The organism is Streptomyces sp. NPDC001781 (assembly GCF_053596035.1).
On the sequence record NZ_JBSFFI010000023.1, the window covers coordinates 65,037 to 85,201 of the forward strand.

General features: G+C 71.7%; 22 protein-coding genes. 8 read left to right on the plus strand and 14 right to left on the minus strand.

Annotated features, from left to right (window positions below):
• Positions 1-35: 35 nt before the first annotated feature.
• The 5 genes from ACWCV3_RS21105 to ACWCV3_RS21125 form a co-directional block, all read right to left on the minus strand.
• Positions 36-674 (minus strand): GNAT family N-acetyltransferase, encoded by a 639-nt coding sequence (locus tag ACWCV3_RS21105; protein WP_451226211.1) that lies wholly within the window; start codon positions 672-674, stop codon positions 36-38.
• 149 nt (positions 675-823) lie between these two features.
• Complete coding sequence (locus ACWCV3_RS21110; RefSeq protein ID WP_451226214.1) at positions 824-1,657, minus strand: MetQ/NlpA family ABC transporter substrate-binding protein; 834 nt, start codon at positions 1,655-1,657, stop codon at positions 824-826.
• Positions 1,658-1,712: 55 nt separating this feature from the next.
• Positions 1,713-2,543: a MetQ/NlpA family ABC transporter substrate-binding protein gene (locus tag ACWCV3_RS21115; protein WP_451226217.1), complete on the minus strand. Its 831-nt coding sequence runs from the start codon at positions 2,541-2,543 to the stop codon at positions 1,713-1,715.
• Between the two features lie 73 nt (positions 2,544-2,616).
• A complete protein-coding gene (locus ACWCV3_RS21120; RefSeq protein ID WP_130339781.1) occupies positions 2,617-3,351 on the minus strand; it encodes a methionine ABC transporter permease in 735 nt (244 codons plus the stop codon).
• Positions 3,348-4,388, minus strand: a complete 1,041-nt coding sequence (locus ACWCV3_RS21125; protein WP_451226221.1) for a methionine ABC transporter ATP-binding protein — start codon at positions 4,386-4,388, stop codon at positions 3,348-3,350. The genes ACWCV3_RS21120 and ACWCV3_RS21125 overlap by 4 nt, the downstream gene beginning before the upstream one ends.
• 579 nt (positions 4,389-4,967) lie before the next feature.
• Here ACWCV3_RS21125 and ACWCV3_RS21130 point away from each other — a divergent pair.
• Positions 4,968-5,327 carry a hypothetical protein gene (locus ACWCV3_RS21130; protein ID WP_451226224.1) on the plus strand — a complete coding sequence of 120 codons (360 nt, stop codon included), beginning with the start codon at positions 4,968-4,970 and terminating at the stop codon, positions 5,325-5,327.
• Position 5,328: 1 nt separating this feature from the next.
• Positions 5,329-5,748 (plus strand): hypothetical protein, encoded by a 420-nt coding sequence (locus ACWCV3_RS21135; protein ID WP_451226227.1) that lies wholly within the window; start codon positions 5,329-5,331, stop codon positions 5,746-5,748.
• A gap of 22 nt (positions 5,749-5,770) precedes the next feature.
• Here the strand turns inward: ACWCV3_RS21135 and ACWCV3_RS21140 are convergent, their stop codons facing one another.
• From ACWCV3_RS21140 to ACWCV3_RS21150, 3 genes are all read right to left on the minus strand, one after another.
• On the minus strand, positions 5,771-6,268 hold the full coding sequence (locus ACWCV3_RS21140; RefSeq protein WP_451226306.1) for a GNAT family N-acetyltransferase: 498 nt from the start codon (positions 6,266-6,268) through the stop codon (positions 5,771-5,773).
• A 44-nt stretch (positions 6,269-6,312) separates the two neighbouring features.
• Entirely contained in the window at positions 6,313-6,819 is a 507-nt protein-coding gene (locus ACWCV3_RS21145) for a sigma-70 family RNA polymerase sigma factor (protein WP_451226230.1), read from the minus strand.
• 101 nt (positions 6,820-6,920) lie between these two features.
• Positions 6,921-8,096, minus strand: coding sequence for a glycerophosphodiester phosphodiesterase (locus ACWCV3_RS21150; RefSeq protein WP_451226233.1), 1,176 nt, complete (start codon positions 8,094-8,096; stop codon positions 6,921-6,923).
• 330 nt (positions 8,097-8,426) lie between these two features.
• On the opposite strand from ACWCV3_RS21150, the gene ACWCV3_RS21155 reads away from it, so the two are divergent.
• Positions 8,427-9,056: a lysophospholipid acyltransferase family protein gene (locus ACWCV3_RS21155; RefSeq protein ID WP_374201406.1), complete on the plus strand. Its 630-nt coding sequence runs from the start codon at positions 8,427-8,429 to the stop codon at positions 9,054-9,056.
• Positions 9,057-9,133: 77 nt separating this feature from the next.
• Here the strand turns inward: ACWCV3_RS21155 and ACWCV3_RS21160 are convergent, their stop codons facing one another.
• The 5 genes from ACWCV3_RS21160 to ACWCV3_RS21180 form a co-directional block, all read right to left on the minus strand.
• Positions 9,134-10,654 (minus strand): MFS transporter, encoded by a 1,521-nt coding sequence (locus ACWCV3_RS21160; protein ID WP_451226235.1) that lies wholly within the window; start codon positions 10,652-10,654, stop codon positions 9,134-9,136.
• Positions 10,651-11,202, minus strand: coding sequence for a TetR/AcrR family transcriptional regulator (locus ACWCV3_RS21165; RefSeq protein ID WP_451226238.1), 552 nt, complete (start codon positions 11,200-11,202; stop codon positions 10,651-10,653). Before ACWCV3_RS21165 ends, ACWCV3_RS21160 begins: the two co-directional genes overlap by 4 nt.
• A 54-nt stretch (positions 11,203-11,256) precedes the next feature.
• Entirely contained in the window at positions 11,257-12,228 is a 972-nt protein-coding gene (locus ACWCV3_RS21170; protein ID WP_451226240.1) for an aldo/keto reductase, read from the minus strand.
• A gap of 225 nt (positions 12,229-12,453) precedes the next feature.
• Positions 12,454-13,884, minus strand: coding sequence for an argininosuccinate lyase (gene argH, locus ACWCV3_RS21175; protein ID WP_451226242.1), 1,431 nt, complete (start codon positions 13,882-13,884; stop codon positions 12,454-12,456).
• Between the two features lie 87 nt (positions 13,885-13,971).
• Positions 13,972-15,165 (minus strand): argininosuccinate synthase, encoded by a 1,194-nt coding sequence (locus ACWCV3_RS21180; protein WP_451226245.1) that lies wholly within the window; start codon positions 15,163-15,165, stop codon positions 13,972-13,974.
• Positions 15,166-15,256: 91 nt separating this feature from the next.
• On the opposite strand from ACWCV3_RS21180, the gene ACWCV3_RS21185 reads away from it, so the two are divergent.
• The 5 genes from ACWCV3_RS21185 (at position 15,257) to ACWCV3_RS21205 (ending at position 19,606) form a co-directional block, all read left to right on the plus strand.
• A complete protein-coding gene (locus ACWCV3_RS21185; protein WP_451226248.1) occupies positions 15,257-15,844 on the plus strand; it encodes a pyridoxamine 5'-phosphate oxidase family protein in 588 nt (195 codons plus the stop codon).
• Positions 15,845-15,847: 3 nt separating this feature from the next.
• The gene (locus tag ACWCV3_RS21190; protein ID WP_451226251.1) at positions 15,848-16,543 is read left to right on the plus strand and encodes a L,D-transpeptidase family protein; all 696 of its coding nucleotides are present in this window, start codon (positions 15,848-15,850) and stop codon (positions 16,541-16,543) included.
• Positions 16,544-16,642: 99 nt separating this feature from the next.
• Positions 16,643-18,025 carry a ferredoxin reductase family protein gene (locus tag ACWCV3_RS21195; RefSeq protein WP_451226254.1) on the plus strand — a complete coding sequence of 461 codons (1,383 nt, stop codon included), beginning with the start codon at positions 16,643-16,645 and terminating at the stop codon, positions 18,023-18,025.
• A gap of 17 nt (positions 18,026-18,042) precedes the next feature.
• Complete coding sequence (locus tag ACWCV3_RS21200) at positions 18,043-18,810, plus strand: FMN-binding protein (protein ID WP_451226257.1); 768 nt, start codon at positions 18,043-18,045, stop codon at positions 18,808-18,810.
• A 55-nt stretch (positions 18,811-18,865) separates the two neighbouring features.
• Positions 18,866-19,606 (plus strand): FAD:protein FMN transferase, encoded by a 741-nt coding sequence (locus tag ACWCV3_RS21205; RefSeq protein ID WP_451226309.1) that lies wholly within the window; start codon positions 18,866-18,868, stop codon positions 19,604-19,606.
• Positions 19,607-19,619: 13 nt separating this feature from the next.
• Here ACWCV3_RS21205 and ACWCV3_RS21210 read toward each other — a convergent pair whose 3' ends face one another.
• A complete protein-coding gene (locus ACWCV3_RS21210; RefSeq protein ID WP_350903328.1) occupies positions 19,620-20,162 on the minus strand; it encodes an arginine repressor in 543 nt (180 codons plus the stop codon).
• Between the last annotated feature and the right edge of the window lie 3 nt (positions 20,163-20,165).

Below are 20,165 nucleotides of genomic sequence, written 5' to 3' on the forward strand. Positions count from 1 at the left end.
CTGGTGGCCCGGGGCGGCGGGGCGGCGGGGCGGGGTCAGTTCCACTGGGCGTAGGAGCCGAAGCCCCGGCTGTCGGCCAGCTGTTCGTCGCTGCCCTCCAGATCCTCGGGCAGCAGGCTCCACACGATGAAGTCGGTGCGCATGTCGGTCCAGGTGCCGTCCTCGGTGCGCACATGGACTATGCAGGCGTTGCGGAGCACGCCCTCGCTGATGCAGCCGATCTTCTGGGCGACCTGCTGGGAGGCGGTGTTGTCGGCGGCGGTGCGCAGTTCGACGCGCTCGAAGCGCTGGTCGTCGAAGAGCCACCTGGCGGTGGCGAGCGCGGCCTCGGAGGCGTAGCCCTCGCCGCGGGCCCAGGGGGCGATGATGTACGACAGCTCGGTGGACCGGATGCGCCAGTTGGTCTTCCCGAGCTGGACGACGCCGACCAGGCGCTGGGTGAGGAACTCGGTGACGGCGAGGTCGATGCCGCGGCCGGCGGCCCGTTCGGCGGGCGCGTACTGGGTGATCCAGCGGCGGGCGCCGTCCTCGGTGAAGGGCTGGGGCACGTCCGTCCAGGCGGCCACCTGCTCGTCGTTCATCATCTCGGCCAGGGCGGGCAGGTCGTCCTCGTCGAGGGGACGCAAGCCCAACCGCTCCGTCGAGATGGAGATGTTGGGGAAGGTGCTAGTCATGCGCCGCTCCGTAACCTTCGAGGATTCGTGAGGGTCCGTCAGGGCCCCGCTGAACTGCCCAGCATGCAGCATGACAGCTCCCCTGCGCACGTACGGGCCCGCCCCGTGCCACCCGTCGCGGGAGGCGGGGGCGGGCCCGTGCGCGAAGGTCAGCTGCCGCTGACGGGCAGGACCGACCCCTTGTACCTGTCCTCGATGAACTTCTTCACCTCGGGCGAGGTGAGCAGCTTCGCCAGCTTCTTGACCCGCGGGTCGTCCTCGTCGCCCTTCTTCACCGCGAGGAGGTTGGCGTAGGGGTTGTTCCTCGCGGACTCCAGGTAGACGGCGTCCTTGGTGGGACTGAGGCCCGCGTCCTGGGCGAAGTTGTTGTTGACGACGGCGGCGTCCATGTCGTCCAGGGAGCGCGGAAGCTGGGCGGCCTCCATCTCCTGGAACCTCAGGTGCCGGGGGTTGCCGGTGACGTCGGCCGGAGAGGCGTCCGCGCCCGCGCCGGGCCTCAGCTCGATGACGCCGGCCGAGGCGAGCAGCTTCAGCGCACGGGCCTCGTTGGTGAGGTCGTTGGGCACGCCGACGACGGCGCCGTCGCGGAGCTCGGTGACGTCCTTCACCTTGTGGGAGTAGACCCCCATGGGCGGCAGGTACGCCTTCACCACCGAGACCAGGTCCGTGCCCTTGGACTTGTTGAAGTCGTCGAGGAACGGCTGGTTCTGGTAGAGGTTCGCGTCGAGCCTGCCCTCCTGGAGCGCGGTGTTCGGCAGGACGTAGTCCGTGAACTCCTTGATCTCCAGCTTGAGTCCGGCCCTGGCTGCGAGCTCGTCGTCGATGTGGTGGAGCACTTCCCCGGCGGGGACGGGGGTGACGCCGACGACGAGCGGGCCGTCGTCGTCACCTCCCTTGCCGGTGTCCGTGCCCGGGCCGCAGGCGGTCAGGCCGAGCGAGAGGGCCGCGGCGGTGGCCGCCGCGAGCCAGGTGGTCCTGCGCATGGGTCGATCCCCTCGAGAGCGGTCGGGGTCCGGCTGCCGGGTGCGGTCAGGCCGGTCAGAAGGAGGGGATGACGGAACCCTGGTACTTGTCCTGGATGAACTTCTTCACCTCGGGCGAGGTGAGCAGCTTCGCCAGCTTCTTGACCCGCGGGTCGTCCTCGTCACCCTTCTTCACCGCGAGGAAGTTGCCGTAGGGGCTGTCCTTCGCGGACTCCAGGGCGATGGCGTCCTTGGCGGGCTTGAGGCCGGAGGATATGGCGTAGTTGCCGTTGACGACCGCCGCGTCCACGTCGTCCAGGGAGCGCGGGGTCTGGGCCGCCTCGACCTCCTTGAACTTCAGGTTCCTGGGGTTCTCGGCGATGTCGGCGGGGGTGGCCTCGGAGCCGACGCCGTCCTTGAGGGTGATCAGTTTGTCGGCGGCCAGCAGCTTGAGCGCGCGGGCCTCGTTGACGGCGTCGTTGGGGACGGCGACGGTCGCGCCGCTCTTCAGGTCGTCGGCCTTCTTGACCTTGTGGGAGTAGAGGCCGAGCGGCTCCAGGTGAACCGTGACGACGGGCACGATGTGGGTGCCGCGCTTCTTGTTGAAGTCGTCGAGGTACGGCTGGTTCTGGAAGTAGTTGGCACCGACCGAGCCGTCCTCGGTGGCCGTGTTCGGGGTGATGTAGTCGGTGAACTCCTTGACCTGCAGGTCGAGGCCCGCCTTCTTCGCCAGGTTCTTCTGGACGAAGTCGAGGATCTCGGCGTGCGGGGTGGGGCTCGCGGCGACGATCAGCGGTCCGCCGGCGTCGGCGGAGCCGGAGTCCTTTCCGGAGCCGCAGGCGGAGAGACCGAGGGTGAGGGCTCCGGCGGCGAGGACGGCGGTGGTGAGCTTGGCGGTGTTACGCACGAAAAGTGCCTTTCCTGAAGAGGTGGTGCGACCCCGGACTCGGGTGGCCGGGAAGTCTTGCGTGAGGGGGCGCTCAGGCGGCCTTGGAGACGTCGGCGGCGGCCGGCTCCTTGGCCTTGAGCAGGCGCAGCTTCGGCACCGGTCCCGAGCCGCCGCGGCCGTGCAGGGAGCGGGCGGCGAAGTCGCCGGCGAACTGGATGAGGGAGATGACGACGGCGAGGATGCCGACGGTGATCCACATCAGTCCGGTCTCGAAGCGCTGGTAGCCGTAGCGGACGGCGAGGTCGCCGAGTCCGCCGCCGCCGACCGTGCCGGCCATGGCCGAGTAGCCGATGAGCGCGATGATCGTCGTGGTGGTGCTGGCGATCAGCGAGGGCAGCGCCTCGGGGATGAGCACCTTGCGCACGATGGTCCAGCTGTTGCCGCCCATCGCCTGCACGGCCTCGACCAGTCCGCCGTCCACCTCGCGGACGGCCGTCTCGACCAGCCGGGCGAAGAACGGGATGCCGCCGATGGCGAGCGGCACGATCGCGGCGGTGGTGCCGATGGTGGTGCCGGTCACCCAGCGGGTGAAGCTCATCAGCGCGACCATCAGGATGATGAACGGCATCGAGCGGCCGACGTTCACGACCTGGCCGATCACCTTGTTGGCGACGACGTTCTGGAGCAGTCCGCCGCGTTCGGTGAGGACGAGGAGGATGCCCAGCGGCAGGCCGAGGGCGATGGCGATCAGGGTGGACCAGAGCACCATCGAGAACGTCTCGGAACACGCCTGGGACAGCAGCGGCTGTATCTCGGACCAGGTCACTTCGCGCCCTCCTTCACCAGCACGGGCTCGCCCTCGGTGCCCACCACGTCGACCTGGAGGCCCTGCTCGCGCAGGAAGCCGACCGGCACCACGTTGTCCTCGTAGCGGCCGGGCAGTTCGATGCGCATCCGGCCGATCTGGAGGCCGCCGACGGTGTCGATGGCCGCGCCCAGGATCGAGATCTCGATGTTGTAGGTGCGGGCCAGTTGGGAGACGACCGGCTGGGTGGCCGCCTCGCCGTGGAAGGTGATGTCGAGGACGGTGCGGTCTTCGGCACTGGCCTCGCCGCCGACCGGGAACAGGGCGGAGGCCAGCTGTGAGCCGGGGGTGGCCAGCAGTTCGCTGACGGTGCCGGATTCCACGATGCGTCCCTTCTCCATGAGCGCGGCGGAGTCGCAGATCGACTTCACCACGTCCATCTCGTGGGTGATCAGCAGGACGGTCAGCCCCAGTTGCCGGTTCAGGTCGCGCAGCAACTGGAGGATGGAGCGGGTGGTCTCCGGGTCGAGGGCGCTGGTGGCCTCGTCGGAGAGCAGCACCTTCGGGTCGCCGGCCAGGGCGCGGGCGATGCCGACGCGCTGCTTCTGGCCGCCGGAGAGCTGGGCCGGGTAGGACTTCGCCTTGTCGGCGAGACCGACCAGGTCGAGCAGTTCCAGCGCCTTGCGGGAGCGGTCCTTGCCGGACTTGCCGAGAATCTCCAGCGGCAGCTCGATGTTGTCCTGCACGGTGCGCGAGGACAGCAGGTTGAAGTGCTGGAAGACCATGCCGATGTGGCTGCGGGCCCGGCGCAGCTCCCTGCCCGCGCGCGGTCCGCGGCCGGCGAGGGCGGTGAGGTCCTGCCCGGCGACGGTCACGGTGCCGGCGGTGGGGCGCTCCAGCAGGTTGACACAGCGGATCAGGGAGGACTTTCCGGCGCCGGACTGGCCGATGACGCCGTAGACCTCTCCTTCGCGGACGTGGAGGTCGACGCCGTCGAGGGCGGTGACCTCGCGGCCGCGCGAGCGGTAGACCTTGGTCAGGCCCGAGGTGGTGATCACAGGGGGATTCCGTCACTGTCGAGTGCCCGGGCGCGGGTGTGCGCGGGCACAGGTGCATGGGACTGCATTTCAGGGACGCGGCACGGTTCTCGCGGTGGCGAGTGAACCGGTGGAGAACAGCGTGTGCGCGAATGGCACGGGGTTCCGGTACGCCGATGTTCCGGAAGCCGGGCCGGGCCGTGGCTCTCGCTTCGGGGCGCGAGGCTCTCAGGTGGTGCGGGGGCCCTCTAGAAGGCGCGCATTCGGCACGTCGTGCGACACATACAACGAGCACCGGGCGTCTGGGTCGCCTCGGTCGCAAGGGTGCGGCTGCTCGTCGTGGTCATGCGGTCAGTAAACCAGACCGACCGCGCGGACCGGAGAGAGGTGTCCACATGCTGGACACGCGTGGACGGTCACGGTGAGACGCGCCGGCGCAGATGAACGACGGGTCGCCCGCGTCAGCAGGGGGCAGGGGGCGTGTCGGAGGGGTGCGGTGTCCGGCCCTCCCGCGCGTGCGACTGTGGCCAACGCCACGGCCGTCGTTCCCGTGCCGGGGGCGGCGGCGGGCGTCCGATTCGGCCGTAATAAGGTCTCCGCATGCTCAATGCCCTGACGCTGGTGACCGGGGTCGCCGCGCTGCTGCTGGCGGCCTGGTGCGGCTGGGCCGCGCACCGGGACCAGCCGACCAAGGACTGGCACTTCATCGGCATGGCCGTGGTGTCGCTGCTGGCCCTCGTCCAGCTGGTCACCGGGATCGTGCTGCTGGCGCGGGGCGAGAAGCCGGACCAGGGGACCACGATCTTCGTGGCGTATCTGCTGGGCGCGGTGGCGTGTGTCCCCGCGGCGGGCTTCATGTCGCTGGCCGAGCGCACACGCTGGGGTTCGGTGACGGTCGCGGCGGGCGGCGTGGTGCTGGCCGTGCTCGAGGTACGGCTCTTCGACATCTGGGGAGGCTGACATGACGGCGGCGGAGGAGAAGCCGGCCCGGCTGATCGGCGGGCCGGGCATGCTGCTGGTCTGGTTCTACGGCGTGATGGTGGTCGGCGCCGTGTCGCGCTCGGTCTACCAGATCGCCACGGACTTCGGCCGGGCACCGCTCGCGTACTCGCTGTCGGCGCTCGCGGGCGTGGTGTACGGGTTCATCACGTACACGCTGGTCCGGGGCGGCGAGAAGGCCCGCCGGGCGGCGGTGGTGTGCTGCGCCGCCGAGCTGGCCGGGGTGCTGATCGTGGGCACCTGGACGCTGGTCGAGCCGTCCGCGTTCCCGGACGCCACCGTGTGGTCGGACTACGGGATGGGGTACGTCTTCATCCCCGTGCTGCTTCCCCTGACCGCGCTGTACTGGCTGCGCGCGGCGCGGCGGCGGCAGGCGGCCTGAGACCGCCCGCCGCCCGGGCGCGTCAGGCGGTGGCCGCGTAGGCGGTGGCCGGCTTCTCCAGCACGATCATCTCGACGCCGTCGGCGCCCAGTGAGCGGCCGACGGCCCGGTAGCCCAGCTTGCGGCAGAGCCGCAGCCCGCTCTCGCTGCGGTGCCCGGTGTGCATCCGGTACGTGGTGGCGCCGCGCTGCTCGGCCAGCGCCCTCTCGGCCGCGCCCAGCAGGCGGGCGCCGATGCCGTGACCCTGAAGGCGGGGGTGGACGCAGAGCATGCCGATGGCGGCCGCGCCGTCCTCGGTGAGCCGGCCGCGCACCGAGCCGACCACCTCGTCACCGAGCCGGGCGACGACGACGCAGTCGGCGGCGACCTCCTCGCGGACCTGGTCCAGGCTCTGCACCAGCGGGTCGATGCGGTAGTTCCCGTAGCGCGCGGCCTCGCTCTGGAAGCAGAGGTACTGGAGCCGGAAGATCTGCTCCGCGTCCGGCTCGGCCGCCGCCGCGATGGTCACGCTCATGCCCATGTGCGCATGCCTCCCGCTCACCTGATCAGTGTTGTCCCCCACCTCTATCCCCGTGCTTCGGCACCGGCAATCTCCGCCGTCAGCATTCGTCGCAGACATCCCAGACATCTGGAGCGTTCCGGTCCGAGGCTGCCCTGTGAGATGCCCAACTCCCCCGCGATCTCGCGGTAGGTGAGGTCGCGGGGGGAGAGCAGGGCCGCCATGATCCGGGGGCAGCGGCCGGGCAGTCTGCGGACCGCGTCCCGCACCGCCCGGTGACGGGCGGCGCTGAGGGCGAGCTGTTCGGGGCCGGGGCGGGTGTCGTCGGCGGGCTCACCGTCGTAGGGCCGCTCCACGCGGTGGGTGCGGCGGCTCAGCCGGCCCTCGTCGCGTACGGCGTCGCGCAGCCAGCCGGAGGGGTCCGGCGGCGGGCCCTGGCTCTGCAGCCGCTCCAGCAGCCGGAGCCAGACGGCCTGCTCCAGGTCACCGGGTTCGCTCCCGGAGGCATGTGCCTCGGCGGACGCCTCCGCGGTGAGGAGCGGGCGCAGATCGGTCAGCAGGTCGTGGGTCATGTACGCCGAGACGCGCCGTCCCGGCCGGCGGGTTTCCGGGACGGCGCGCTGTCACCCGGATCAGCGGGTGCGCGGCGGCGGAGTTGACGCCCCGGCAGGTCTCAACGGCCCAGGAAGTCGGCGCGGGCCAGCACTCCGGTGTCGGCGTTGTCGGTGAAGACACCGTCGATCCCGGTGGCGAAGTAGGTGCGGTACGCGCCGAACACGTCGCCGTAGCCGTCCGGGTCGGAGCCCTTGCGGAACTCGGCCGGGAGGAAGGGGTTCTCGTTGCGCATGGTGTACGGGTGCAGGATCAGGCCGACCTTGTGCGCGTCGGCGACCAGCCGGGTCGGGTTCCCCAGGGTGCCGTCGGACTTCTTCGGGATGACCAGGTCCAGCGTCGGCCCGATGCCCTGGGCGTATCCCGCGATCTCGCGCAGCCCCTTGGGCGTGACCAGGTCGGCCACGGTGCGGGGGTCGCCGGTGGCGACGAAGTCGTACGGGCGGGTGTTCGCGGCGTCCAGCAGGAGGGACAGCGGATTGTCGACGAGCCGGTTGAGCCGCTGGATGCTGGTCGGCTCGAAGGACTGGATCACGACCGGCGAGTTCCGGGTGTCCTTGCCGTGCTTGCGCAGCAGCTTGGCCAGCCGCTGCTCCGGGTCCAGGCCGAGGCGGCGGAAGTAGGTGGGGTGCTTCACCTCGGGGTAGATCCACACCTGGCGGCCGCGCTCACGGGTGCGGGCGTCCTGCCACTTCAGCACCTCCTCGAACGTGGGGATCTCCCAGCGGCCGTTGTAGAGGGTGTTGTGCGGACGGTTGGCCGGGATGCGCTCGACCGCACGCAGCGTCTTCAGCTCGGCGAGGGTGAAGTCCTCGGTGAACCAGCCGGTGACGGAGACCCCGTCGAGGACCTTGGTGGTCTTCCGGCCGGCGAACTCGGGGTGCGAGGCGACGTCGGTGGTCCCGCCGATCTCGGGTTCGTGGCGGCAGACGAGATGCCCGTCCTTGGTGACCACCAGGTCACCGGCCTCCACGATGTCGGCGCCCAGCTCGAGCGCGAGGTCGTAGGAGCCGAAGGTGTGCTCGGGGCGGTAACCGCTGGCACCCCGGTGGCCGATGATGGTCGGTACCGGCAGGCTCTTCAGACCGCGTCCGCCGGACCCGGCCGTCCGGGTGCCCGCCGCCCGGGCGGCGGAGGGCAGCCCGAGGACTGCTCCGCCCGCGCCGAGGACCGCCGCACCGAGGACCGCGCGGCGTCCGGTCGCGCGCGAGGGCTGGTTGGTCCGGTCGCTTTCCATACGTGTCTCCCGCTGTCGTCTTCGTGTGGCTTGTGGGGTCTGACCTGTGCTGTGTCTCTTGGGGTCCGCGCCGATCGTAGGGGGGTGGACGTGACGGAAGGGAGACCTCGACGGGAACACGCGGGTGCGGGCGGATGGCACGCCGGGGTGTGCCGCGGCGGATGAACCCATGTCAACAACACGTAAGACCTCGGTGAATCGCGCGGCCCGATGTGCGCTTTTCCCACAGCCGCGAGTAATGTCCTCACCTGCACAGACTCATATCGCCCGCTCGGCCTGGAGGACCCGTTGTCCCGCTTCGCGCTCATCAAGGCAGTGCTCGCGCCGGCCATGCGCCTGATGTTCCGCCCTCAGGTGGAGGGCCTCGAGCGCATCCCCGGTGAGGGCCCGGTGATCCTGGCGGGCAATCACCTCACGTTCATCGACTCGATCGTGCTGCCGGTGGTCTCCAAGCGGCAGGTGCAGTTCATCGGCAAGGACGAGTACGTCACCGGCAAGGGGATCAAGGGCCGGGCGATGGCCTGGTTCTTCACCGGGGTCGGCATGATTCCGGTGGACCGGGACGGCGCGAACGGCGGGGTGGCCGCGCTGATGACCGGACGGCGGGTGCTGGAGGAGGGCAGGGTCTTCGGGATCTATCCCGAGGGGACCCGCTCCCCCGACGGGCGGCTCTACCGGGGGCGTACGGGGATTGCCCGGCTGACCCTCATGACGGGGGCGCCCGTGGTGCCGTTCGCCATGATCGGCACGGACAAGCTCCAGCCCGGCGGCAAGGGGTTCCCCCGGCCGGGGAAGGTGACCGTCCGCTTCGGCGAGCCGATGGAGTTCTCCCGGTACGAGGGGATGGACCGGGACCGGTACGTGCTGCGGGCCGTGACCGATTCCGTGATGGCCGAGGTCATGCGGCTGTCCGGGCAGGAGTACGTGGACATGTACGCCACCAAGGCGAAGGCCGCGTGAGCCTTCGTCGACCCGGTTCGCCGGGTGCGCGGGGCCGGCCGCACGCCCCCTCCTCCCGGCGTTCCCCGTAGGCACGGTCAGGCCGTGTTCTCCAGCCGCTGGCCCTTCAGCAGGAACCACGCAGCCAGCGCGGTGACGAGCAGTACCGCTGCTCCCGCTCCCGACGCCAGGTGCAGCCCGTGTACGAAAGACTCCCTGGCCGCGTCCAGCAGAGCCCCTGACGCCGGGGCGGGCATCGCCGCCGACGCCTCCACCGCCGCGCCCAGGGACTCGTGGGCGGATTCCGGCGTGCCCGGCGGAGCCGCGAAGTCGCGGTAGGCCGCCGTGACGATGGAGCCCAGCAGGGCGATGCCGAGGGCCGCCCCCAGTTCGTAGGCCGTCTCCGAGACCGCGGAGGCGGCGCCCGCGCGGTTCTTGTCGACGCTGGAGAGGATCACGTCGGAGGTGACGGTGAAGGAGAAGCCCGCGCCGACACCGACGACCAGCAGAGCGGCGCCGAGCAGCGGGTAGCCGGTGGACGCGTCGAGCGTGGTGAGCACGGCCAGGCAGACGCCGATGGCGGCGAGGCCGCCGGAGACCACCGCGCGTACCGAGAAGCGGCGCGCCGCACGCCCCGCGACCAGGCCGGCCGCCACCGCGCCGACGGCGGCGGGCAGTTCGGCGAGGCCCGCCTCGAAGGGGTGCCTGCCCTGGACCAGTTGCAGGAACTGGGACAGGAAGAACACCAGCCCCGACATCCCGAGCACCGTCAGCAGATCGGCGAGCACCGCCCCGCTGAGGCCCCGGTGCCGGAACAGCCGCATGTCCAGCAGCGGGGTCGGCAGGATGAGCTGGCGGCGGACGAACGCGTACAGCGCGGCGGCGCCCAGCAGGCCGGTGGCCAGGGTGAGCGGGCCGGGGCCGTGGGTGGCGGCCTCCTTCACCGCGTACACCAGCGCGAGCATGCCGATCAGGGAGAGCAGCACGCTCGCCAGGTCCCACGGGCCCGGGTTCGGGTCGCGGGACTCGGGCAGGGTGCGGATGCCGACCAGGACCAGGATCGCCATCACCGGCAGGTTGATCAGGAACACCGAGCCCCACCAGAAGTGCTCCAGCAGGAAACCGCCCACGATCGGGCCGACGGCCGTGCCGGCGGACGCGGTGGCTCCCCAGATGCCGATGGCGAGGCTGCGTTCGCGCGGGTCGTTGAAGAGGTTGCGGATCAGTGCCAGGGTCGCGGGCATCAGGGTCGCGCCGGCGACGCCGAGCAGGGCCCGGGCCAGGATCATCAGGCCGGGCGTGCTCGCGTAGGCGTTCAGCACCGAGACCGCGCCGAACGCGGTCGCGCCGCACAGCAGCACGCGCTTGCGGCCGACGCGGTCGCCGAGGCTGCCCATCGAGACGAGCAGTCCGGCGATGACGAAGGAGTAGACGTCCCCGATCCACAGCAGCTGGGTGCCGGAGGGGTGCAGGTCCTCGCTGATGTACGGGGTGGCGAGGCCGAGGACGGTGGCGTCGACGGCGACGAGCAGGACGGCGAGGACCAGTACCCCGAGCGCCAGCCAGCGGCCGGGCCGCAGCTCGGTTCCGACCTGTACGGGTCGCAGGGTGCTGGTCATGATTCCGTCCTGCGCAGCGCGCCGCCGAGCAGCAGCTCGGCGACCATCGTCGGGAAGTCGCGGGAGGCCACACGGCCGTCGACCGCGGCCCAGGCACACGAGGTGATCAGCCCGTAGAAGGCTTCGGTGAGCCAGCCGGGGGTGAGGTCGATGCGGAGTTCGCCGTCGCGCTGCCCGCGCTGGAAGAGGGCGCTGATCCGGGCGTCCAGGCCCAGCCAGCCGGTGTTCTGCTCCTCGCCCTCCCAGAGCTGGTTCTCGCCGTAGAGGAAGGCGAGCAGTCCGGCGGCCGGCTGGATCTCGCGGACCAGGCGGCGCACGGCGTCGGCGGCCGGGCCCTCGTCCAGCCGGGCGCGGTCGAGCGCCGCCTCGCACTCCGCGATGCCGAGCGCCTCCAGCGCGCGGACCAGCGCGTCCCGGCCCGCGAAGTGGCGGTGGAGCGTGGCTCGGCTGATCCCGGCCGCTCGCGCGACCTCGTCCATCGTCGCGGTGGACTTGCGGGTCAGCAGGGCCGCGGCGCGGCGCAGCACGTGGTCACGGTCGAGAGCCATGAGACAAGGATACCTCGCGTGAGACATTCATGTCTCACGACGGGCATGTGGGTCTCAGTTCCAGGGCAGCTCGCCGCGTCTCGCCCAGTAGGTGCGCGGGTCCTCCGCGAGGCTGTCGAGGCGGCTGCACTGGCCCTCGGTGAGGTCGACGGCGGCGGCGTGGAGGTTGGAGCCGAGCTGGGGGACGGTCGCGGCACCGGACAGGACGACACCGGCCCAGGGGCGGCGGAGGACCAGCGCGAGCGCGACGGCGTCGCAGCCGAGGCCGGTCTCCCCGGCGATGTCCCGCAGGACCCCGGGCGCGTGTTCCGGGGCGAGCCTGCCGTTGGCCATGCCCTCCTTGACGATCACGGTGAGCCCTGCGTCGTGCGCCTCCGCCAGCGCGGGGCCGGCCGAGGTCTCCAGCACGTTGTAGGTGGACTGCACGGTGCCGAAGAGAGGCGTGCCGTCGACGGTGACCTCCAGTGCGGCCCGGATGGTGTCGGCCTGGGCGGGGCCGCTGGTGGAGAAGCCGATGGTGAGGCCGTCCGCGGCCGCCTCCGCGAGCCGGGCGTGCAGGGCGCGGTCGGTGAGGGCGGGGCTGTCGGGGGTGAGGGAGTGGATCTGGTAGAGGTCCAGCCGGTCCCCGAGCAGTCCGGCGGTCTCGGCGCGCTGCCGTTCGAACGTGGGGAGGGTGTGGTCCTTGACCTCGTGCCGGTCGGCGTCGGTGGTCCAGCCGGCGGTGTAGGTGTAGCCCCACTTGCTGCCGACCACCACGTCGTCGGTCTCCGGGCGGGCCTTCAGCCAGTCGGCGAGGAACTCCTCGCTGCGGCCGTAGGAACGGGCGGCGTCGAAGTAGCGGACGCCCTGGGCGTAGGCGGCGTCGAGGAGTTCGTGGGTGCGGGTGCGCAGCGCGCCGGGGCTGCGGTCCTCTCCCAGGTCCCGGTCCCGGCCCAGGTTGATGTAGCCGGGGCGGCCGACCGCGGCCAGGCCCAGGCCGAGGTGGCAGGTGGGGGTGGTGGCGCAGGAGAGGCGGGCGAAGGGCATCGCGGGCTCCGTTCGGTCGGTTGGTCAACCAGCGACCAAGCTAAGGGCTGTCCCGTGATCCCCGGCGGATCAGCGCGCGGCGTCGGATGCGGCGCGCCGTACGGCGCAGGGCCGTCCGCGTACGGGGCGTATGCGGACGGCCCTGCGACCCGGCGAGGCGCCGCGGCTGTCGTCGCGCGCCGGCTGCGGATTGCGGGGCAGCCCTCGGCCCGCGCTGCCCTTCGTTCAGTTCTTCTTGGCGTCGGCCCAGGCGTGCTGCCGGGCGAGGTCGGCCCTGACCTCCGCCAGTTGCGCCGCCACAGCGCTCGGCGCGGTGCCGCCCCTGCCGTTCCGGGAGGCCAGCGCGCCCTTGACGTTCAGGACCGTGCGGACCTCCGGGGTGAGGTGCGGGGAGATCTTGGCGAACTGGTCGTCGGTGAGGGCGTCGAGCTCCTTGTGCTCGGCCTCCGCCACCTTGACGCACTCCCCCGCGACCTCGTGGGCGACGCGGAACGGGACACCCTGGCGGACCAGCCACTCGGCGATGTCGGTGGCGAGGGAGAACCCGGCCGGGGCCAGTTCCTCCATGCGCTCGCGGTGGACGGTGAGGGTGGCGATCATGCCGGTGAAGGCGGGGAGCAGCACCTCGAGCTGGTCGCAGGAGTCGAAGACGGGCTCCTTGTCCTCCTGGAGGTCGCGGTTGTAGGCGAGCGGCAGCGCCTTCAGCGTGGCCAGCAGGCCCGTGAGGTTGCCGATCAGCCGGCCGGACTTGCCGCGCGCCAGCTCCGCGATGTCCGGGTTCTTCTTCTGCGGCATGATCGATGAGCCGGTGGAGAACGCGTCGTGCAGGGTGACGAAGGAGAACTCCTTCGTGTTCCAGATGATGATCTCCTCGGCGATCCGCGAGAGGTCGATGCCGATCATCGCGGTGACGAAGGCGAACTCCGCGGCGAAGTCCCGCGAGGCCGTGCCGTCGATGGAGTTGCCCGCGCTCCCCCGCTCGAAGCCGAGGTCGCGGGCGACCGCCTCGGGGTCCAGGCCGAGAGAGGAACCGGCGAGCGCGCCGGAGCCGTACGGGGAGACGGCCGTGCGTTCGTCCCACTGGCGCAGCCGCTCGGCGTCGCGGCCGAGGGACTGGACGTGGGCCAGCACATGGTGGGCGAAGAGCACCGGCTGGGCGTGCTGGAGGTGGGTGCGGCCGGGCATGGCCACGTCCGGGTGGGCCTCGGCGAGGCCGACCAGGGCGTCCTGGAGGTCAGCGATCAGGCCGCCGATGATCCGGGCGTGGTCACGCAGGTACATCCGGAAGAGGGTGGCGACCTGGTCGTTGCGCGAGCGGCCCGCGCGGAGCTTGCCGCCGAGGTCGGGGCCGAGCCGCTCCAGCAGGCCGCGCTCCAGCGCGGTGTGCACGTCCTCGTCGGCGACGGTGCCCACGAACTCGCCCGAGGCCACGTCGGCCTCGAGCTGGTCGAGCCCCGCGAGCATCCGGGTCAGCTCGTCCTCGGTGAGCAGGCCCGCCGTGTGCAGCACGCGTGCGTGGGCGCGGGACCCTGCGATGTCGTAGGGGGCGAGCCGCCAGTCGAAGTGGACGGACGCGGACAGCTTCGCCAGGGCCTCGGCGGGACCGTCGGCGAAACGGCCGCCCCAGAGCCGTACGTCACCGCTGTTGCTGCTCACTGCGTTGCTCCTCGAGCTCGTGGTGTGCCACCGCCTCCCCGCCCTTCCGGGTGGAGAGGCGGTCGGCCTGCTGCTTGACGACCCCGCTTACGCCAGGTCCCGCTTGGCGGCGATCTTCGAGGACAGACTGTAGATGTCGATGAAGCCCTTGGCCGCGGCCTGGTCGAAGGTGTCGCCGGTGTCGTAGGTGGCGAGGTTGAAGTCGTACAGCGACGACTGGGACCGGCGGCCGGTGACGACGGCGCGGCCGCCGTGCAGGGTCATCCGGACGTCGCCGGAGACGTGCTCGTTGGCCTCGCTGATGAAGCCGTCCAGCGCCCGCTTGAGCGGGGAGAACCACTGGCCGTCGTAGACCAGTTCGCCCCAGCGCTGCTCCACCTGCCGCTTGTAGCGGGCGAGTTCACGCTCGACGGTGACACTCTCCAGCTCCTGGTGGGCGGTGATCAGGGCGATGGCGCCCGGCGCCTCGTACACCTCGCGGGACTTGATGCCGACGAGGCGGTCCTCGACCATGTCGATCCGGCCGATGCCCTGGGCGCCCGCGCGCTCGTTGAGCTGCTGGATGGCCTGGAGGACGGTGACCGGGCGGCCGTCGAGGGCCACCGGGACGCCGCGCTCGAAGGTGACGACGACCTCGTCGGCCTCGCGGGCCTCGGCCGGGTTGGAGGTGTACTCGTAGATGTCCTCGATCGGCGCGTTCCAGATGTCCTCCAGGAAGCCCGTCTCGACGGCACGCCCGAAGACGTTCTGGTCGATGGAGTACGGGGACTTCTTGGTGGTCGCGATCGGGAGGTTCTTCGCCTCGCAGAAGGCGATCGCCTTGTCACGGGTCATCGCGTAGTCGCGGACCGGGGCGATGCACTTCAGGTCGGGGGCGAGGGCGACGATGCCGGCCTCGAAGCGGACCTGGTCGTTGCCCTTGCCGGTGCAGCCGTGGGCGACCGTGGTGGCGCCGTGCTTCTGCGCGGCTGCGACGAGGTGCTTGACGATCGTCGGCCGGGAGAGGGCGGAGACCAGCGGGTAGCGGTCCATGTACAGGGCGTTCGCCTTGATCGCCGGGAGGCAGTACTCCTCGGCGAACTCGTCCTTGGCGTCGGCCACTTCGGCCTCGACGGCACCGCACGCGAGGGCGCGCTTGCGGATGACGTCCAGGTCCTCGCCGCCCTGGCCGACGTCCACCGCAACGGCGATGACCTCGGCGCCCGTCTCCTCGGCGATCCAGCCGATGGCGACGGAGGTGTCCAGTCCGCCTGAGTAGGCGAGTACGACGCGCTCGGTCACGGGTTCTCTCCTCACGTGCATTCGCTGATATGCATGAGTATGCAGAACTCTGCATGATTCGTCAATCGCGCAGGCGGGGTAGGCCCCGGGCATGGGAAAGACATATGAGCGCATCGACGGCAGGCTCCGGAGATTCATCGAGGAGCAGCCCCTCTTCTTCACGGCGACCGCGCCCCTGGCCGGCGACGGCACGGTGAACGTCTCCCCCAAGGGCCTCAAGGGCTCGTTCGTCGTGCTGGACGAGCTGACGGTGGCCTACCTCGACTTCGCGGGCTCCAACGCGGAGACCGTGGCCCACCTGCGGGAGAACGGCCGGATCACCCTGATGTGGTGCGCCTTCCAGGGCCCGCCGAACATCGTGCGCGTGCACGGCCGGGGCGAGCCCGTCTTCCGTGACGACCCGCGCTTCGGCGGGCTGCTGGCCGCCTTCCCCGGCATCGACCCGGCTCCGCACGGACTGCGGGCGGTCATCGTGGTGCATGCCGAGCTGGTGCGGGACTCCTGCGGGTACGCCGTGCCCCGCATGGTCTACGAGGAGGACCGCGATGCGCACCGGCGGCGGTTCAGCAGGGAGGACGACGCCTCGCTCAGCGACTACTTCACCGGTAAGGAGCACATCGCGACGAGCATCGACGGGCTGCCCGGCCTGCCGTTGCCGCTGCCGCCCTCTACGGTCTGAGCCATGCGCCGCCTCCTGGTCACCGCCCTCCTCTCCGCCTCCCTGTGCGCGCTCGGGCCGGCACCGGCCGGCCTCCCGTTGCCCGCGCGCCTCGCGGACACCGGCGGCGGCACCCAGCTCATCACCGCGCAGGCCCCGGACGCCGGCTCCACCACAGGCACCCTGACCTGGTGGGACCGGCGGCACGAGCGGTGGACGGCGGCCGGGACGGCGCCCGCGCGGTTCGGCTCGGGCGGGCTGGTGGACGGCACCACACGGCAGCAGGGCACCGGCACCACACCGGCCGGGCTGTACGACCTGCCCTTCGGCTTCGGCATCAAGGCGCCCCCGGCCGGGACACGTGTCGGGTACCGCCCGGTCGCCGGGAGTTCCTGGTGGTGCCAGGACGCCGACTCCGGCGCCTACAACCGCTGGGCCGACCCCCTTCCCGCCGGCTGCCGCGCCTCGGAGTCCGAGCACCTGGTCTCCTACCCCACCCAGTACGCCCACGCCCTCGTCATCGGCTTCAACTACCACCACCCGGTGCGCGGTCGCGGCGCGGGCATCTTCCTGCACGTCGACGGCAAGGCCGCCACGGCCGGATGCGTCTCCGTACCCCCCGGGGCCATGGCCGAGATCCTCCGCTGGATCGACCCCGCCCGCCATCCGCACATCGCGATCGGGACGGAGCGGGGGGCCACCGCGCTCGTCCGCCTCTGATCCGTGGCGATCCCTCACCAGGCCGCTCGTCGGGGCGCTGAACACTCCGCCCGCACCGCGCGTATGTGTGGGCCAAGGGTCAAGTCCCCCGGAGGAACCGTGACCACCACGCTCGCAGGCGGACGTGCCGCCCGCCGCCAGACGATGCGCCGCATCCGCCCGCGCCGCTCGCCGGCCGTCCCGCTGCTGATCGCGGTGTGGGCGGGCGCGGCGGCCGTGCTGTGGCTCTGGTGGCACAACACCCCCTCGATCGCCGACAACACCGGCCGGGTCCTGAACGCCGGGCGCATCACCGGGCTGCTGGCCGGGTATCTGATGGCGCTGGTCGTGCTGCAGATGGCGCGCGTGCCGGCGCTGGAGCGCCGGGTCGGCTCCGACCGGGTGGCCCGCTGGCACGCGATGAGCGGCCGCTACACGCTCAGCCTGGTGCTGGCGCACGTGTTCCTCATCATGTGGGGGTACACCCTCCAGGCGGGCAAGTCGCTCGGCGACATCGTGCGGCAGACCGTGGACTCGGTGAACCAGCTGCCCGACATGGGCAAGGCGGCCGTCGGCACCGGCCTGTTCGTGGTGATCGGCCTCTCCTCGATCGGCCCGGTCCGGCGCAGGCTGCCGTACGACACCTGGTACCACGTGCACCTGCTGACGTACGCGGCGGTCTTCCTGACCTTCTGGCACCAGATCACCACCGGCAACGACTTCGCGGTCGAGCCGCTGGCGAAGACCTTCTGGTACGGGCTCTACGGCGTGGTGACCGCGCTGGTGCTCTGGTACCGGGTCACCGTGCCGGTCCGGCTCAACCTGCGCCACCGGATGCGGGTGGAGGCGGTGATCGAGGAGTCGCCGGGCATCGTGTCGGTGCTGATCTCCGGGCGGAAGCTGCACCGGATGGGCGCGGAGGCGGGACAGTTCTTCCGCTGGCGGTTCCTGGCGCCGGGGATGCGGTTCAGCTCGCACCCCTACTCGCTCTCGGCGGCGCCCCGGCCGGGCATGCTGCGCATCACCGTGAAGGCGATCGGCGACCACAGTGCGCGGCTGCGCGAGCTGGAGCCGGGCACCCGGGTGTGGGCGGAGGGCCCGTACGGGGCGCTCACCGCGCAGCGCCGCACCCGGGGCAAGGTGCTGCTGGTGGCGGGCGGGGTCGGTATCACGCCGATGCGCGCGCTGTTCGAGACCCTGCCGGGCGCCTCCGGCGACATCACCCTGCTGTACCGGGCCAACACCACCCAGGACCTCGCCCTGTGGGACGAGCTGGCCGCGATCGCCGAGGAGCGGGGCGCCCGGCTGATGTACGCGGTGAACAGCCCCCAGGGCGAGCGGCCGGACATCTCGGCGGAGAACCTCCGGCGCAAGATGCCCGACATCGACCGCCACGACGTCTTCATGTGCGGGCCGCCCGGCTTCGCGCAGTCGGTGTACGAGGCACTGCGCGGCGCGGGAGTCCCCGCCCGGCGCATCCACCACGAGTCGTTCGAGATGTGAGCGGAGCTCCAGAAGCCATGAGGAAGAGCCACCCCGTCCGTCGCGTGGTGCTGGCCACCGCGGCCACCGTGTCCGGTGTCGTGCTGCTGCTGTCGCTGAAGCCCGCGTCCGACCCGGCGTCGGCCTCGGCGGCCGCCCCGCCCGCGTCGGCGGCCGCCGAGCAGTCGCCGCAGGGCGGGTCCGGCGGCGGCGCCCAGGCGTCCGACCGGGCCGGCACGGTCACCGGGGACGCGGCGCAGACGCCGTACGGGACCGTGCGGGTACGGCTGACGGTCAGCGGCGGGAAGATCACCAAGGCGGAGGCCGTCGAGGCTCCGAAGGGCCCGACGAGCGACGAGAAGACCGCGCTCGCCGTGCCCCGGCTGAACCGGGCGGCCGTCGCCGCGGGTAACGCGGAGATCGACTCGGTGTCCGGGGCGACCTACACCAGCACCGGATACAGGAAGTCGCTGCAGTCCGCGCTCGACCAGGTCGAGAAGGGCTCCGGTGGTGGGAGTCCGGGGGCGGCACAGGTCCGTACGGTGACCGGCAGCGCGGAGCAGACACCGTACGGGGCCGTCCAGGTGCGGGTCACGCTCAGCGGGAAGAAGATCACCAAGGCGGAGGCGGTCCAGGCTCCCAAGGGCCCGACGAGCGACGAGAAGACCGCGCTCGCCGTGCCCCGGCTGAACCGGGCGGCCGTCGCCGCGGGTAACGCGGAGATCGACTCGGTGTCCGGGGCGACCTACACCAGCACCGGATACAGGAAGTCGCTGCAGTCCGCGCTCGACCAGGCCGGTGACTGAGACGGTGGCCGAGCGGGCGGGGACACCGCATGTGCTGCGGCACGCGGAGGAGGTCATGGGCACCGTCTTCTCCTTCGACGTGCGCGGCGGCGAGCCCGGCGCGGTGCGCGCGGGGCTCGAGACGGCGGTCGCGGGACTGCACCGGGTGGACACGGTGTTCAGCACCTACCGCGAGGACAGCGAGGTGTCCCGGCTGGCCCGCGGGGAACTCACGCCGGAGCAGTGCTCCCCCGAGGTGCGCGAGGTACTGGCGCTGGCGGCCGAGGCGGAACGGGTGAGCGACGGCTGGTTCAGCACCCGGTACCGGGGGACGCTCGATCCGACCGGGATCGTGAAGGGCTGGTCCGCCGAGCGGGCCGCGCGCACGCTGGCCGCCGTCCCGGGGGTGTGCGGGGTCAGCGTGAACGGCGGGGGTGACGTCCAGATGGTGGGCGCGCCCGAACCGCACCGGGCCTGGCGGGTGGGCGTGGCCGATCCGCTCAGGCCGGGCGGCCTGGCGGCGGTGGTGTCGGCGGCCGGCGCGGACGAGCTGGCGGTGGCCACCTCGGGCACGGCCGAGCGGGGCGCGCACATCGTGGACCCGCGCACCGGCCGCTCCGCGGTGACCGACCTGGTCGCGGTCACGGTGGTGGCGCCCCGGCTGACCTGGGCGGACTGCTGGGCCACCGCCGCCTTCGCGATGGGCTCCCGCGCGGGTCTGGCCTGGCTGGAGTCCCTCCCGGACGTGGAGGGGCTGCTGATCACGGCGGGCGACGAGGTCCGCTGCACGGGGGGTATGGCGACCCGGCTGGGCTGAGCCGGTCCCCGTTCTACGGCGCGTTCTGCGCCAGCCGCAGCAGGTGGTCGGCGAGAGCCTGGCCGCCGGTGGCGTCTCGGCTGATCAGCATGAGGGTGTCGTCGCCCGCGATGGTGCCGAGGATGTCGTGGAGTTCGGCCTGGTCGATGGCCGAGGCGAGGAACTGTGCGGCGCCGGGCGGGGTGCGCAGCACGACGAGGTTGGCGGAGGCCTCGGCGGAGATCAGCAGCTCCTGGGAGAGCCGCCGCATCCGCTCCTCCTTGGCCGAGCCGCCCAGCGGGGCGCGCGGGGTGCGGAAGCCGCCCTCGCTGGGCACCGCGTAGATCAGGTCGCCGTCGGTGTTGCGGATCTTGACCGCGTTCAGCTCGTCCAGGTCACGGGAGAGCGTGGCCTGGGTGACGCTCAGTCCGTCGTCGGCGAGCAGCTTGGCGAGCTGGCTCTGCGAGCGCACCGGCTGCCGGTTGAGGATGTCCACGATCCGGCGGTGTCGGGCCGTCCGGGTCTGCGGTACGGCGGGTCCGCCCGCCGCCTGATCGTGGTCCTGCGCCTGGCTCATCGT

Bases quoted from the DNA above. Each gene is read 5' to 3' on its own strand.
- ACWCV3_RS21105 (WP_451226211.1), bottom strand. From the start codon at position 674: ATGACTAGCACCTTCCCCAACATCTCCATCTCGACGGAGCGGTTGGGC.
- ACWCV3_RS21110 (WP_451226214.1), bottom strand. From the start codon at position 1,657: ATGCGCAGGACCACCTGGCTCGCGGCGGCCACCGCCGCGGCCCTCTCG.
- ACWCV3_RS21130 (WP_451226224.1), top strand. From the start codon at position 4,968: ATGCTCAATGCCCTGACGCTGGTGACCGGGGTCGCCGCGCTGCTGCTG.
- ACWCV3_RS21135 (WP_451226227.1), top strand. From the start codon at position 5,329: ATGACGGCGGCGGAGGAGAAGCCGGCCCGGCTGATCGGCGGGCCGGGC.
- ACWCV3_RS21140 (WP_451226306.1), bottom strand. From the start codon at position 6,268: ATGGGCATGAGCGTGACCATCGCGGCGGCGGCCGAGCCGGACGCGGAG.
- ACWCV3_RS21145 (WP_451226230.1), bottom strand. From the start codon at position 6,819: ATGACCCACGACCTGCTGACCGATCTGCGCCCGCTCCTCACCGCGGAG.
- ACWCV3_RS21150 (WP_451226233.1), bottom strand. From the start codon at position 8,096: ATGGAAAGCGACCGGACCAACCAGCCCTCGCGCGCGACCGGACGCCGC.
- ACWCV3_RS21155 (WP_374201406.1), top strand. From the start codon at position 8,427: ATGCGCCTGATGTTCCGCCCTCAGGTGGAGGGCCTCGAGCGCATCCCC.
- ACWCV3_RS21160 (WP_451226235.1), bottom strand. From the start codon at position 10,654: ATGACCAGCACCCTGCGACCCGTACAGGTCGGAACCGAGCTGCGGCCC.
- ACWCV3_RS21165 (WP_451226238.1), bottom strand. From the start codon at position 11,202: ATGGCTCTCGACCGTGACCACGTGCTGCGCCGCGCCGCGGCCCTGCTG.
- ACWCV3_RS21170 (WP_451226240.1), bottom strand. From the start codon at position 12,228: ATGCCCTTCGCCCGCCTCTCCTGCGCCACCACCCCCACCTGCCACCTC.
- ACWCV3_RS21185 (WP_451226248.1), top strand. From the start codon at position 15,257: ATGGGAAAGACATATGAGCGCATCGACGGCAGGCTCCGGAGATTCATC.
- ACWCV3_RS21190 (WP_451226251.1), top strand. From the start codon at position 15,848: ATGCGCCGCCTCCTGGTCACCGCCCTCCTCTCCGCCTCCCTGTGCGCG.
- ACWCV3_RS21200 (WP_451226257.1), top strand. From the start codon at position 18,043: ATGAGGAAGAGCCACCCCGTCCGTCGCGTGGTGCTGGCCACCGCGGCC.
- ACWCV3_RS21205 (WP_451226309.1), top strand. From the start codon at position 18,866: ATGGGCACCGTCTTCTCCTTCGACGTGCGCGGCGGCGAGCCCGGCGCG.
- ACWCV3_RS21210 (WP_350903328.1), bottom strand. From the start codon at position 20,162: ATGAGCCAGGCGCAGGACCACGATCAGGCGGCGGGCGGACCCGCCGTA.